The sequence below is a fragment of the Shewanella gelidimarina genome (assembly GCF_023283945.1).
Lineage (GTDB): Bacteria > Pseudomonadota > Gammaproteobacteria > Enterobacterales > Shewanellaceae > Shewanella > Shewanella gelidimarina.
In genome coordinates, this window is sequence record NZ_JAKIKW010000024.1 from 13,799 (window position 1) to 29,271 (window position 15,473).

Below are 15,473 nucleotides of genomic sequence, written 5' to 3' on the forward strand. Positions count from 1 at the left end.
AACCTACATCAACGACCCATTTAACCTATGAGATCTTCAAACATAAAAAAACCGCCAATGCTTAGATTGGCGGTTTTACGTTTAAAGCTTAATTAATTTTATATATTAGATTTAGAACTTTTGGCTAATACGAACAAAGTAACTACGTCCGAATAAACGATAAGTACTTTCATCGGTGCTACCATTATTTGCAGTCTCGATGAAAGGAGGTTGTTCATCACTGATGTTAGTAACACCCACGCTGAACTTAGTTCCGAAATCAAAGTTATAAGCAACTGTTACGTCATGATATACAAATGAATCAACTGTGTACTGGTGATTACCTTTACTTGGGTCAGCAGGATCATTTGGAGTAGTACCCCAATATGTTAGATCATCATACTCAAGTCCAGAGAGGTAGTTCATGTTGTAGTTGATAGACAAATCTTCCCACGTATAACCCGCTGTGAAGTTAAGTTTATCAGTTGCATAACTTGTATCATTCTCAAAGCGACCGTTTAGGTCTTCCATTTCGAACAAGTTAGTATCTGAGTTATAAACCTGATTTTTACGTTCTAGGAAATGCGTCCAAGAAAGGTTAAATGCAAAGTCACCAGCCAACGCTTCTAACGCGTAGTTAGCTTCAACATCCATACCTTTGGCAGTCATACGACTTAGGTTAACAAGCTTCTCGTTGATATATGAGATTTCGCCATTAGAACGCTCAACGTTGTTACATAACGTTGCAACACCACCTAAATAACAACCATTCAAAGAGTCAGCTGCACCAATTGAATCAATTACATCTTCAAGCTCAATTGCCCAATAATCTACAGTAACACCAAGACCATCGATAAAGTTTGGAGAGTAAGCGATACCAACCGTAAATGTATCACCTTCTTCTGGTTGAAGAAGTGGGTTACCACCAGCTTGCGCTAACTGTTGTTGATCATTGTTGTTACTACCACCTGATGGTACACCATCAGCCATACAGTTACCCTGTTGAGTACCGTCTAGCTTACCCCAGTTACCTGAACCACATGGGTCAATAGCTGTTGAGAATGTATCACTTTCTGGTGAATATAAAGAGTCAATTCCAGGAGCACGGAATACTGTACCGTATGTACTACGGAATAGTAGCCCATCCATAATGCCCCACTCTAAGCCTAACTGATAAGTAGTCGCTGCATCAAATGCATCGAAATCATCCCAACGAACGCCAGCTTTCAAATCTAAACGTTCAATACCAGGCAAATCAGAAAGTACTGGAAGAACGAACTCACCAAATAAGCTGTTAACTTCCAACGAACCTGAAGTACCTTTACTCTTGTTACCAGTTACTTCACCCATGAACTTACCAGAGTCTCTGACTGCGTTAAGTTCTTCTTTACGGTATTCGTAACCAACACCACCAGAAATGCTACCAGCTGGTGCTTCAAACAAATCACCACCAATAAATGCAGTAACTGTTTGTAGAGTGTAAGTATCAGTATCAGCCAATGGAGCAGAAGTATAATCAAGCATCTCTTGAGTTACTGAACCTGGTCCGCCAAATACATTCATTGATACACAATCTGCTATAGGCGCATCAACAGTACCACAAACGATATTGCCGTCAGCATCTTCAAACGAAGGACCCATTGCTTTTGATAGGTTTGGACCATATAGCTGACCGAAATCGGTAGAAGCTATAGAGCTGTGGCCATAGTTATAGTTTACGTCGTAATAATAGTTTTCACCGATATCACCTTCAAAACCGATAACTTGCTGGAATCGTGTTACATCTTGCTCAAAACTACGTCCGCCTTCTAACATACGACGACGTGAACGAAGTACATCTTCACCAAATGGATTGTAGTAGTTATCTTTTGATACACCGTTAAACTCAGTTCCGTCTGGAGTAGTACCCTTGTAAGCAGGGTCATAATTGGTATCGTACGGAACAGCTGCTAGCTCTTGACGAGATTTGCGGTGGTTAATACGTGTTTCTGAATAAACTGAAACATTATCGTTAAAATCAAAATGACCTTCAGCGAAAAAGTTCAACTTCTCGTAAGGAGTTTGTAAGTAGTTTACAGGGTTGTAATTGTAAGTGTCAGCATCAGTAAACTCACGCATATCACCTAGTTGAGCAATACCACCGTCACACTTACCGTTGGTCTGGTTTGGACCTGAAGCAAGGTAATACTGGCCACAAGGAGTAGAACCACTACCTAAGAAATAAGAGTTAGCATCAGGACCTTCGCCAATAAGACCGTTCTTGTAGAACGATGCTTCTGCAGCTTCACCATAAACAACCCAAGGGTTATTTAAGAAATCGACATCTGTATCGCCCTGGTAAACTTCATCTTGCTTAACGTAATCAACACCAACGGTAAAATGACCATCATCAAATGCTTTACCAGCCACTAAGCTGAAGCTGTTTTGATTGTTTGCATCAACATCAAAAGAGTTGCTGTTTTGAAGCGTAATTTCAATACCTTCAAAATCACGACGAGTAATAATGTTCACTACGCCTGCTACTGCATCAGCACCGTATGTAGCTGAAGCACCATCTTTCAATACTTCAATACGTTCAATCATCGAACTCGGAATTGACTGGAAGTCAGAAGATACTGGACGACGACCGTTGACCAATACCAAGGTACGAGAAGAACCTAGACCACGAAGCTCTACGAACGTTCCACCATTACCGCCATTGTTAGTTGTTGTCATAGCAGGTGAACCTGACATAACAGCACTGTTTTGAAGGAATTGACCAACATCCTGAATACCTTGAACAGCCATCTGTTCAGCGGTAATCGTTGTCATTGGTGAAGATGTTTCTAAATCAGTACGCTTAATGCGTGAACCTGTAACTTCAATTCTTTCTACTTTTTCTTCGTCTGCTGCGAATGCTGCTGGTGCAGTAAAAGCGGCTGCCATAGCACCACTAACAAGTGCTAAACGCACTGAGTTAGCAAGTAAGTTATTCTTATACATTGTCGATCTCCCTGAACTTTCTTTTATTGTTTTATTGTTTTATTTTTTACGCGAACTAACAACAATGACACGCAAAATTTACATTTGGTTTCATTTGCACACGAATAAAAACACATTGGAAACATTTTTACAACAATTGTGACATCGATTGGCTACAACTTAGCCATCAAGGCTTAGAGCAAGGAGTTGTGGATCATTAGAGATTAAAAAAATTAAGTTCCCTAAAAATAATTTTTACAAATGTGTAAGGGGGAAGTGCTAGCAAAAAAATCACAATCAAATATCAACAAGTAAAAAAACAACACAAAAATCACCGCAAGCCACTGTTAATAAGCGCTATTTTATTCATACAGCATTTCATAGACGTATTATTATTTAACGTTTAAACTGAATTTCACTCATCAGAATAGCTACTCGCCATGGCAATTTAGCCGATAGAATGTCTGATATTTATTGATGATATGTTCTTAAAACCATAAGTTAGTCTAAAGAAAATTGATCATGAAGACCTATGTTGTAAGTTTATTTTTACAACTACATTGTAAGAGATATGACGCACACAAAAATAATAAGCAGTTGTATTAACTGATAAAAGTTAAAAAAACCTATCTGAGTTGAATAAATATTCAAATAATTAACAAAAAATGGCTCTTGATTGATTTTCAAACAATACACTTATGCCTTTACAGTGAAAAACTCTCTATTGAGTCACTGCTGTATCAAAATAGCTATTTGTGACTTTCTTAGAATAATTATTTTTCCCAGACCATTGGCCTAGTTAAGAACTTTAGTTTTGAGGTGATAAGGGAGAGGGATTGCATCAAACATCTTTGTCGATAACGATTTGATTTCACAGTATGGGTAAAAGCCTCAGCTCTACCTTTTTATGTTAGATAAAAGCCGAATCATGCATTTTAGGAGATTTGGTCATCGATAGAGACTAAAAACAGACAAGAGATAAAATACAGTGATAGTGCTAATTATGAGGGTTGCACTCGTTACTTATAGCGCCTAAATAGTAATAAGCAGCCATCGTAGTCAATTGAAACTCTTATCAGCACTATTTGTTAACAAGTCGATTTGAAACAAAAAAAGCCAGCAGCGTTAAGCTACTGGCTTTTTTAATCATCATTACCTTAGGTAATCCAGGGTAATGACCGATTAGCTATTACATGTAATATCTAATACCGATTGAGATCCCGTCGTCTTCCGAGAATTCCATCGCTGCTTGTTGTGCTTTGTCTGAACTGGTGAAATCACTGAAGTCTTTACGACCTTCAAGATACAACATAGTGTTGTCATCCCAAACGTAATGTAAACCAACAAGCAAGAACTGACGTTTGAACACATCGCCATTGTAAGCATCGCCGTATTCATCACCGGCTTCTAAGATGTTGTAGCCAACAAGAGGACGAAGACCATTATCAAACTTATAAGAGAACAGAGATTCCATACCCCATGCTTCAGGGATATAACGGTTCAAGTTATCAGTATCGTGGAACTCTTGCTTGTTTACGTTGACTGCGCCGTAAAAGCCTTTGCCATTGAACTCACCCCAAGTCGCACCCGCGCCAAAGATCAAATCAGTTTCACTGACAGACTTTCCTGACTGGTAGTCAGCATCAAACTGACCTACGTTAGCACCCGCGGTGATGACTAGATCATCTGACACATTATAAGTTGCAGAAGCACCGTAAGTGTTGTCGTACTGAACCGTCGCTATCGGGTTATTATTGGCAACCGCAGCAGCGTCAATGAATCCTGGGAAGTTATCGCTTTCATACAAATCGAAGCTGTCTTGCTTTAGCTGTGCTTGAACTGCGAAGCTAAAATCACCAAATGCATTACGGTACTGAACCGTTTTGTCACCACGACCGGTACCATTAATAGCGCCGTCCGCTTTATTGAGTGTGTAAGTACCAGAGGCATTACCATCCCAAGTGTTAACGAGGTTGGTATTGTAAACAACGTCATACCAAGCGCCCCATTGCTTACCAATGGTTAATGAACCATAAGTATCATGAGCAAGTCCAACGTAACCTAAACGAGTGCTTAGGAAGTCGTTACTCTCTGATGTGAATTCATTAGAATAAGTACCGCTAGAGTTTGTAATTGAACTATTACCAACTAGGTTAACGCCCCACTCTATCTTTGCAAATGTTTTCCAGCCATCGCCCATATTACGGGTAAAACCAAAATTAATACGCGACGAACCATTCTCGACTTCTGTAGCACCCTGTGTATTGATCACTCGAGCATCAATCCAACCACCAATTTCTACTGCGTTTTTATCATCTTTATAAACTTCGATTGCTGATACTGAGGGTACAAAAATTACTGCGGCTAATGCCGATGCTACTAAAGTCTTTTTCATCTTCTGCCTAACCTTTAATTATGTTCAGTCTGCTTCATTCAATATATTTCCATTCCGTTGTTTTCTTTCTATCCTATTTGCAGACGAGGTTAGCAAAATATTAGCAATCACTCAAAGACGAACATCACATAAATAGCCATATTTTGCACCAAATTAACTGACAAGCCTATAACAGCCGAGGGATCGAACCAATTGTTAACATAAAGATAGCAAGGCGTTAATATGGCATTGCTTAAATTAACGTCATTTGATTTGATGTAACTTTACTGAAACTTTTATTCATTATTGAAAGTATGGGCTCAGCAATAGGCCCTAATTGGCGGTCAATGTAGTAATCAATGTCAATGGGGGATTTTTGATGAGATAGTGGTTCGGCGCCTGACGTTGTCATTACGTACTCAATTCTTGCCCCTTTCTTGGTGACACTTTGATCACCGGTTGCTTCAAAGAGTATTCTTGCCGCTTTTAAATGCGGAGATGACTTTGCAGTATAATCTTCAAGGTTTCGGCGTAAGTTTTTAACAAAAACAAGTTCTTCAGCCAAGGCACCACTGTTTAACTGAATGATAGTCAGCTTTAAATACTCTTCGATATCTTGCTGGTTAAATAACCGTTCATAGAGTTCATACTGTACTCTTCTCGCCAGCGGCGACCAATCACTACGTACTTGTTCCATTCCTTTGAACACTAATGTTGTTTTTCCAAGCCCATCTTTCTTTGTGCCGACGTAACGTTTTTTTGAACCTTCGGCAGAACCGCGGAGCGTTGGCATAAAAAACTGTTCAAAGTGAGTCTCAAACTCTAGCTCTAAGAAACTATCAATACCGAATTTATCAGTGAGTCGCTGTAACCATAGTTGATTTATTTTTGCAGCAAGTTCCTTACCAGTGGCCTGCACTTTACTTTCATCAAAATCATTACCTAACCAGACAAAGGTAGAATCGGTGTCGCCATAAATGACTTCAAAGCCTGCCTCCTCTATCCAGCTGCGCGTTTGCTTCATTATTTCATGGCCACGCATGGTAATTGAACTCGCGAGCTTAGCGTCATGAAAAACACAACCTCGAGAGCCAAGCACACCATATAGCGAATTCATGATAATTTTTATTGCTTGAGAAAGCGGCGCATTGTGGTTAGTTTTAGCCAACTCTCGTTGTTCAGAAAGGTGCTTAATTAATCGAGGTAAAATGGGTTCCTTCCGACTAAACCTTGCCCCTAAATAGCCCGCTACGGTGTCAGACTCTTGTTGATGTAATGATTCAACTAACCCTTTAGGATCAATTAGAAATGTTCGAATGATGGATGGATAAAGGCTCTTAAAATCTAACACCAGAATATGTCGATATAGGCCTGGAACGGAATCCATCACATAGCCACCGGGACTCTCAATGCCATCGCTGGCGGGTGCACTCGGAGCGATATAACCACTTCGGTGCAGGTGCGGTAAATACAAATTCATAAATGCCGCTACAGATGCCCCCACGCGTCCAAGCTCAAGACCCGTCAATTTTGCTCGCTCTACAGCAAATTCAAACAGCTGTGTTTTTTCAAATATATCCCAGACTAGACGACTATCAGTGAGGTTATAGTGCGCCAAAGCGGGCTTGTCGTTGGCAAACAGATCATTAATTTCATCCATTCTGTTACCCACATTGTGGATAGCTTTACCTTCATCCAACAATGCTCTCGACACAAACTCAAGTGAATAACGATCAAACTGATAAAATGCCGCTTTCAACCAATCAATACCATCGAGTACCACTCTTCCAGGTAATCGCAGTGTCTCTGGCCTATATTTATCATCGACTTTCCAGCCCAAATGTTGGTTGTTGCGCCCAATAGTCAGCGAAATACCATGGTGTTTCGCGCGCCGATATAAAAGGGCTAAATCAAAAGTCACCACCGCCCAACCAATGATAATGTCGGGGTCGTAATCTGCAAACCAAGCAATCAACTGGTGAATGAGTGCGGGTTCGTTTTCAACCCACTGAATATAATCAACCTCAACCGGTTGTGGATCACCCACCATAATCACTTTTTCAAACACTACACCGGTTTCTGTTTGACCGTATAAACCAACAGAATAGAGTTCCCCACTAAAACTACATTCAAAATCGAGTGAAATGGCTTTAAGCGGTTGTACAGCCTCTGTTCGTCTGGCTTTATTAGCGATAAAACGTGGCTGGGCTCCCTGTACCACAGGTTCAAAATGACCACTAAATTCAGCATCAAGAGCAATAAATCGTTCGATTAAATATCGATGTTCAGCTTTAATATCACTTTCAAAGAGTTCAATACCTTGATCTTTCGCAATCCGTATTAGGTTGCGCTGATGTCTCAGATCTCGGGTATACAGCGCAGTGACGTCTTCATTTTGGAAACTTTTAAGCGTTAGCCGCTTACGACGAATGTGCTTTAAATCTTGATGTTGATTAATAATGTTTTCATCAATCGTACGAATAAAACATACATGCTCTTGCTGCGGAAGCTCAACGGTTACCGGTCCAGATTGTGTAGCAATAAAGTACTGTAGGCACAGTCCATCTTGTCGATGTATTGCATGGCGGGTTAGCACACGCCCCTTTATTGTCTGAAGCACATTGGTTGTTGGGGTCATGGCTGTTTACTCAAATAAATTCACGAATAATCACTTAACACTTCTTAGGCTATGTAATCACTGTTATTATGTACAGCATTATTTACTGGACCAGTGCATTCATGTTATCCGCAGACGTTAAAACTCAGATCCGTACTATATATAAAGGTATTGCTTCAGCTCTGCCCAATTTTCGCTCTCGTCGAGAGCAAAATTATATTGTTGCGGAAATATCAAAAACCCTTGCGGGTGAATATGATAAACAGCGACGCATCATCGTGGTTGAAGCAGGTACTGGTATTGGTAAATCACTGGCCTATATTTTGGGAACCATTCCTTTAGCGTTAGCAAATAAAAAAAAGGTCTGTATCGCGACTGCAACCGTCGCATTGCAAGAACAATTACTGCATAAAGATCTGCCCTTTTTTCTGCAGCACTCCGGACTAGATTTTACCTTTGGCTTAGTCAAAGGACGACAACGCTATGTGTGTTTATCTAAGTTAGAGATGCTTGTTGGTCCTGAAGACAGTAATCAAATGGCAATGTGGCAATCAAAGCCAGATCAAAGCCAGGTTGATATGTTAAAGGGACTGCTAAAGGACTATAAAGAGTCTCGCTGGAATGGTGAGCGCGATACATTAACCCAACCACTGCCGGATCACTTATGGCAACAGATTGCCTGTGATAAACATAGCTGTCATAAGCAATTGGCCAGTCATCGAAATTGCCCTTTTCATAAAGCCAGAGAAGATCTCGATACTTGGGACGTGTTAATCGCCAACCATAGTCTGCTATTTGCCGACTTGGAATTGGGCGGTGGAGTCATTCTGCCCGATCCTGCTGATCTTTATTATGTCATCGATGAAGCACACCATCTGCCCATTGTCGCTCGTGACTTTAGTAGCGCTCAATCCACCATCCGTGGGGCGACTGATTGGCTTGAAAAACTCACCAAAACAACCTCAAAACTGCAAAACCAGATTAAGAGCAATTATATCATTGCGCCTGCACAGGCGATGCTCGACCATGTTGGCGATATTAGCGGACTACTCAACCAAGTGGCTCACTTTTGTGATGCCCAAGCTAACCAATTTGATAACCCAGAAAACCGCTTTCGTTTCGAACACGGTAAATTACCACCAGCACTGCTTATTCTTGCCGAAAACCTCGCTACAGCTTCCAATGTGGCATTGAAACAGTTCAACAAAATGTTGGCCTTGCTCAATGAAGCAATAAAAGATGGTGATATTCCCAAACACCAATCTGAAGCACTACTGTCAGAAACAGGCTTTATGCTGCAGCGCATTGAAAACTTGCAAAAGCTATGGAAAATGATGGCTAAGCAAGATAACCCTAAAGGTGCGCCAATGGCACGCTGGATTGAACAACTCACAGGTAAGCAGGCTGATTACTTATTCAGTGTCTCACCGATCGAAGTCGGCTTTATGCTAGAGAATTTACTCTGGGAAAAGGCGGCGGGTGTGGTGCTTTGTAGTGCCACACTCAGAGCGCTCAATAACTTTAATCACTTTACTCATCAAGTGGGCTTATCCATAAACGATGGCAGTCGCTATCTTGCACTCGACTCACCATTTGATTTTGAGCAAAACGCGACGTTATTCTTACCCCATATGGATACAGAGCCAACACATGACAACTATACCGATGAGTTAGCTAAGCAGATCATCGCACTCGTTGAAGATGAAATGGCCAGTTTGGTGCTATTTGCCTCTTATTGGCAAATGGAAAAAGTCGTAGACCTTGTTGAAAGTAAAATAAAAACAGGATTACTGGTCCAAGGCGTGTTGCCAAGACAAGAGATCCTAAAGCAACATAAACAACGCTGCGATGATGGCAAACCCAGTATTATTTTTGGTACTGGCAGTTTTTCAGAAGGCCTCGACTTACCCGGTGATTATTTAACTAATCTCATCATTACTAAGTTACCTTTTGCAGTGCCAACGTCACCGGTTGAGCAAGCTCATTCAGAATATATTAAAATAAAGGGTGGAAACCCCTTTTTACAACTGACAATCCCAGATGCTTCGCGCAAATTGGTGCAGAGTTGTGGTAGATTACTTCGAAAAGAACAGGATTATGGCCGGATTTCCATCTTAGATAGACGCTTAGTCACCAAGCGCTATGGAAAATCATTATTAGATGCCCTACCACCTTTTCGACGCGTTATTGAATAGGACAACGATTGGATTTATTACTAGAGCCAAGTAGCTGGGCTTTGTTGGCATTGATAGGCTTAATTGCAGGCTTTATCGACGCTGTAGCTGGCGGCGGCGGACTTCTTTCTATCCCTGCATTATTAGCCATGGGGATCCCTCCTCACATGGCACTTGCCACCAATAAATTGGCAGCCTGTTTTGGCTCATCTATGGCGGCATTTACTTATTATAAGCAAAGATTATTCTCTCCTAGCTTGTGGTATCACACTTTTATCGCCACTTTCATTGGCGCAGTTATCGGCACATTTGTGGTTTCGATTATCGATAACCAGTGGCTAGAAAAATGGTTACCGTTAATTATTATTACCATCGCTATTTACACTCTGTTTCAGCCTAATGCCATGGGCTGTAAAAACTGTGATATACCCGTTAAACCTAAGCGTAAAAGAATGCAATGGTTGCAAGGCTTACCTCTCGGGTTTTACGACGGCTTTGCAGGACCTGGCATTGGTGCATTCTGGACGGTCACCAGCACAGGTATGCATAAACTTCCTTTGCTTTATAGCTTAGGGCTTGCTCGTGCAATGACCTTTACCAGCAATTTAACATCGCTCATTATATTTTTGGTCATGGGTCAAGTTCATTTGACCATAGGCCTCGCTATGGGGATTTGTATGATGATTGGTTCTTATATTGGCGCACATTCAGCCATTAAGTTTGGACTGCCGTTCATTCGCCCTATTTTCGTCACCATGATTCTATTAATCGCAGCACAATTGGCCTGGAGTGCATGGGCATGACAACCAGCGAACTCATCAATCGACTTAAATACCAACTAAAGCAGCTAGAACAAGAGGTGTTGCAACACGATGCTCACTTGCCCGCTGGGCAGCGAAAAATGATGCAAGACGTTGAGCGTTTTAATAATGAGTTATTTGTGCAAGAAGGCGCTCAACTTAAACCTTGTATCGATCAGCTTTCAAAAAATGTCGCTCAGCTACAACAACTCATCAATGCTAAGCGCTCTCCTTACACTATTATATCTAGCTGTGAAAAAATACAAGACCGCTTTAGTGCCGTTCGCAGAGCACTTGCTACAACCGGTATTAATATTAAGTCGCTAGAGCAGCAAAAACGCACTCGACGAGCGCATGCAATAAAGCGTGGAGCTCGAGCTCACCAGCAAAGCGGCTTTAGCTGGATCGCATCAAATGTTATGCAAAATAGCCATCAACTGTATGAAGAACTTAACAAACATTTGAACTGGGCTAAGATTATTGAACAAAAAATTGAAAATTTGCAATCTTCTCTTGATAACTGTCATAGTGCTGACAAAATAAAGCTACAGAATGAGATCCTTGCTCAACACTCTCGCCTCGGCAAGTGTCGACAAGCCACCAGCTACATTGAAGATCGTATCCAATTATTCGAGCGACCTTTCAAGGGCCAAAATCGTTAAGGAGCAATAATGAAACCGCTACTACCAATAACCGCTATTCTCGCTTTATGTGGTTCCTCTGCAGCATTTGCTGCAAATTTGAATATTCCAATGTCATTTGAATATATCGCGCTTGATGGACAGGAAGTTGAAACCAGTTTATTTAATCATAAGTCTGAACTCGAACTCAGCAATGGTACCCACAAGATTGCCGTTCGATACAATGATCTTGTCGAAGATGATTTTAGTGATAGCGAAACCAATATAAAGTCTTCTCCTTTTATCATCACCCTTAAAGTGGATGGTGACTATGAGTACCACATGAAGCCCGCTGACGGTGATTTTGTAAAGCATCCCACTAAATTTGCTAAGGCTCCTCAAGTCGTCATCACTCGACAAGATAACAAGGTCGTTGATTACCAAGTTGCTCAGACTAATATCGCTGAAGAATCTTTTGTTTCGCGTCTATTTAGCGGCAACACTGCAACAGATGTTGATGTAGAAGCTGCTGTTGCTACTGGCGCCGTTGCAGGCGTAGCTGCAACTTCAGCTGTACCTACGGCTCCAGTAAGTAAACCTTCTCCTATTGTCGCAGCCACAGCCGTTACAGCGACTCAAACAGTAACAACTGCTGATGATGCCGCAAAAGCTGAACAGATGCTGCAGTACTGGTGGTTACACGCAGATGAGAAAACACGTAAAGAATTTATGGGCTGGGCAATAAAGCAACTTTAAGTATCTTAGAGTATGATCCCCCTCATATATCACGCCAGCTATTCCAAGCTGGCGTTACCTTCCAAGCACCGCTTTCCGTCGACAAAATATCGTTATTTATACCAATACTTACTCGAACAGAAAATAGCTTCACAAACGCAATTTTTTGCATCAGAAAAAGTCACTCAAACACAATTAGCCAGTATTCACTGTCCCAATTATGTCCGCAAATTTATTGCAGGAACACTTGACGCTAAGTCAATGCGTCGAATTGGCTTTCCTTGGAGTGAGACGCTGGTTGAAAGAGTACTCTACTCTGTTGCAGGGACTGAACTGACGTGTTTAAAAGCGATTGAGTACGGCTGTGCTATCCACTTAAGTGGTGGTTATCATCACGCTCACCATCAATTCGGAAGTGGTTTTTGTATCTTTAATGATATGAGCTACGCTGCGCTGCAAACATTAAAGCAGCCTAATATTGAAACTGTTTTAATTTTCGATTGCGACGTACATCAAGGTGACGGTACCGCGACAATCACGACCGCTTTTGACGATATTATTACTTGCTCTATCCATTGCCAACAGAATTTTCCCGCCCGAAAGCAGCAATCGGATTATGATATTGAGCTGCCACGGGGAACCACTGATAAACAGTACTTAGAAACGGTGCAACAAGCCCTCGCTTATCTTATTCGCCTGCATCAACCTGATCTTATCATTTACGATGCAGGCGTCGATATTCACATCGATGACAATCTGGGCTATCTTGATATCAGTACCACTGGGATATTTACGCGAGATGAGGATGTTATACAACAAGCGAAGTCAGCTGAAATACCCATTGCTTGTGTTATTGGAGGGGGATACAGTAACGATAAGGACTTGCTGAACATTCGACATAGCCAACTGTTTTTAGCCGCCAATAAAGTGTGGTGCGAATAAACTTATAAAATCCAGTCTCATTAGGTTGACGACATCATATACAGAGACTATTCAAGGAGAAGTGTATGCAACTAGAAATTAGAAATTACTATGAAGTTCTTTTACTTGAGCTGCTTTCAGATGAAGGTTTGTTAGACGAGTTACCCGAAGACTACCTTGCTGATCTATGCTGTATTACTCTCAATCAACTACCCACTCGCTACATAAGGAATTTAGTTGATACCCATTTTTTTGAAAATTACGCAGAACTTCAACAAATGAAATCCGAGATCCAACAAGCACTCGAAAAATCCAGAGCATATTTAAAAGAAAATCAAAAGAAAGAAGGTTAAACAAAAAGGGAAAGCAAACAATATGATTGCAGGTTTTCTCCTAAAGCTTCAGCGTGATCAACTACTGATTGTGAATCATTTAGTGTAGCGACTTTCATCTATTTTTAGACCTGACGCTTAACCCTGTCGGTCATACTTTAGACTCTGAACACACGCTCTAGCAGAAACATAAAAGACCTTACATCGTTGTGAGGCCTTTGATGTCGAACTATTTTAGTATTAGGCTAACTTCAAATAAACGCCCCTGCGTTTATCTTATGTTTTGTAGTCATTAACGACTAAATGCTGGTTAATGGCAGCTCCCTCGCCTGCTCTCTGAGGTGATCCATGCCACTAAGGAAACCAACAAACATCTTCAGGGCGATAAATTGCCCTTGTTCAGTAGTGTGATAATCATCTCCCTGTTTTACAACCGCTCCCGATGCCAGTAAAAAACTCATTTCCAGCGGAAAAGCCTGCCATAGAGAACGCCCGGTATGAGCCTTAAACACTTGATTATCTAAATGTCCGTGTCCCATCATAATCATTAAGTGGTGCTGCATCACCGCTTTACTTTCTAGCGGTTTAGTATAACAAGTCCCGGATCGCGTTTGGTTCATTAAGCGGATGTAATCTGCAATATCGAAGCTTGAAATACGAAATTGTTCGCCGAAACGACCAAACGCTCCAGAGCCGACGCCCAGGCAATCTTCGCCGTCGAGTACATATTTGTTTTTAACTGGCTGCCCAAAATTACGACTGAAAGTCCAGGGGAAATCCATCTCATATCGCTGTGCCAGTGTTTGCTTCACCGCCAAAAACTGAGGCCACAGTTCATGAGGGTCTCCTGCCAAACATCCTGCTTTTTTGCGGTTCTTTCCGATCCCAATAGTCAAAGGATACGTGGTGATTTGGTCTGGGTTCAGCGCCATGGTCTGTAGCAGGTCTTGTCGCACTGAATCTGCAGTCTGGACCTTGAAGCCGTACATCATGTCGACATTCACAGTAGGGAATAATTCGATAGCACGGCTGACATATTCAGCCTGCTGCTGACCTGATCCAAACTTTTCAAATCTCCCCGTGCTTTTGAGTATGACATCATCAAAGCTCTGTACTCCGATCGACATACGATCCACTAAGCCCTTCAACTGGCTAGGGTTTCCTTCACTGAAATAGATGGGGTCACTTTCACAAGAGACTTCACGGATTGTCGTCAAGCTCTTGATAAGCTCTATCGTCTTGATCAGCTCATCTTCGAGGATCGTAGTGGTCCCGCCACCGATATACACACGGTTAAAGCGGTAGCCTCTGCTGATGACCTCGCGTATCTCCTGCCTCAATGCCTTAAAATACTCTCTGGCGAGAGTCTCTTGAAACTTAACCTTATGAAATGAGCAAAAACGACACAGAGTGTGGCAGAAGGGAATATGAATATATAAGGTTTCTACGGGCTTATTGGGAACGCTGTCTACTCCAGCAGCTAAAGGCACGGCATCTTGCAGCGAGAGAGATTGCTTAATGCTGCGGTTTATCATCCAATCCAGACTATCGGTAGCCAGGTACAGGCGAGTCTTTGAAATAGAATACGTCATCTTTGAATACCTTGAAAAGCAATACCAACTGCCTTGATGAAACATAATGAGGGCTATATGGTGTTGATAGAGATAAGAAGAGTTTAGGGTAATCAAACTGGAGCGGATAAACTGTCGTATAGAAACAATATAGATGATTATCTATTGATATTTATTAATATTTGTCGCTTGACGCACATTGTTTTGTCTTTGTTAATAGTCACATATAGGCAGTAAAATAACCTTTAATGTCAAGTCAACAGCCCTTTGATTATCGATGGACAGAGACTGCGAGTAACCTCTGGCTATCGTCTATCAATGAACTTCGTTGTTCTTCTGGTACGACTATACACGCATAGCGGATGCCATGAAGAGATGGATACAAATAA

At 41.5% G+C, this 15,473-nt stretch carries 10 protein-coding genes; 6 read left to right on the forward strand and 4 right to left on the reverse strand.

Translation table 11 applies throughout. The features are described from left to right. Positions 1 to 111: 111 nt before the first annotated feature. The 3 genes from L2729_RS17675 to L2729_RS17685 form a co-directional block, all read right to left on the reverse strand. Positions 112 to 2,961 (reverse strand): TonB-dependent receptor domain-containing protein, encoded by a 2,850-nt coding sequence (locus L2729_RS17675; protein ID WP_248989449.1) that lies wholly within the window; start codon positions 2,959 to 2,961, stop codon positions 112 to 114. Between the two features lie 1,168 nt (positions 2,962 to 4,129). Beyond that, on the reverse strand, positions 4,130 to 5,335 hold the full coding sequence (locus L2729_RS17680; protein ID WP_248989450.1) for a porin: 1,206 nt from the start codon (positions 5,333 to 5,335) through the stop codon (positions 4,130 to 4,132). A gap of 232 nt (positions 5,336 to 5,567) precedes the next feature. Further along, entirely contained in the window at positions 5,568 to 7,952 is a 2,385-nt protein-coding gene (locus L2729_RS17685) for a DNA polymerase II (RefSeq protein ID WP_248989451.1), read from the reverse strand. Positions 7,953 to 8,053: 101 nt separating this feature from the next. Between L2729_RS17685 and dinG the strand changes: the two genes are divergently transcribed. The 6 genes from dinG to L2729_RS17715 all read left to right on the forward strand — a co-directional run bounded on the left by dinG (position 8,054) and on the right by L2729_RS17715 (position 13,534). Continuing rightward, the gene (dinG, locus tag L2729_RS17690; RefSeq protein ID WP_248989485.1) at positions 8,054 to 10,126 is read left to right on the forward strand and encodes an ATP-dependent DNA helicase DinG; all 2,073 of its coding nucleotides are present in this window, start codon (positions 8,054 to 8,056) and stop codon (positions 10,124 to 10,126) included. Between the two features lie 8 nt (positions 10,127 to 10,134). Next, on the forward strand, positions 10,135 to 10,908 hold the full coding sequence (locus L2729_RS17695; RefSeq protein ID WP_248989452.1) for a sulfite exporter TauE/SafE family protein: 774 nt from the start codon (positions 10,135 to 10,137) through the stop codon (positions 10,906 to 10,908). Continuing rightward, positions 10,905 to 11,567: a primosomal replication protein gene (locus tag L2729_RS17700; protein ID WP_248989453.1), complete on the forward strand. Its 663-nt coding sequence runs from the start codon at positions 10,905 to 10,907 to the stop codon at positions 11,565 to 11,567. The genes L2729_RS17695 and L2729_RS17700 overlap by 4 nt, the downstream gene beginning before the upstream one ends. Positions 11,568 to 11,576: 9 nt before the next feature. Continuing rightward, positions 11,577 to 12,281 (forward strand): DUF2057 domain-containing protein, encoded by a 705-nt coding sequence (locus tag L2729_RS17705; protein ID WP_248989454.1) that lies wholly within the window; start codon positions 11,577 to 11,579, stop codon positions 12,279 to 12,281. A gap of 12 nt (positions 12,282 to 12,293) precedes the next feature. Continuing rightward, positions 12,294 to 13,202 carry a histone deacetylase family protein gene (locus L2729_RS17710; protein ID WP_248989455.1) on the forward strand — a complete coding sequence of 303 codons (909 nt, stop codon included), beginning with the start codon at positions 12,294 to 12,296 and terminating at the stop codon, positions 13,200 to 13,202. A gap of 65 nt (positions 13,203 to 13,267) precedes the next feature. Beyond that, positions 13,268 to 13,534 carry a late competence development ComFB family protein gene (locus tag L2729_RS17715; RefSeq protein ID WP_248989456.1) on the forward strand — a complete coding sequence of 89 codons (267 nt, stop codon included), beginning with the start codon at positions 13,268 to 13,270 and terminating at the stop codon, positions 13,532 to 13,534. A gap of 278 nt (positions 13,535 to 13,812) precedes the next feature. On the opposite strand, the gene L2729_RS17720 is transcribed toward L2729_RS17715, so the two are convergent. Then, a complete protein-coding gene (locus L2729_RS17720; protein WP_248989457.1) occupies positions 13,813 to 15,105 on the reverse strand; it encodes a coproporphyrinogen III oxidase family protein in 1,293 nt (430 codons plus the stop codon). Positions 15,106 to 15,473 lie beyond the last annotated feature (368 nt).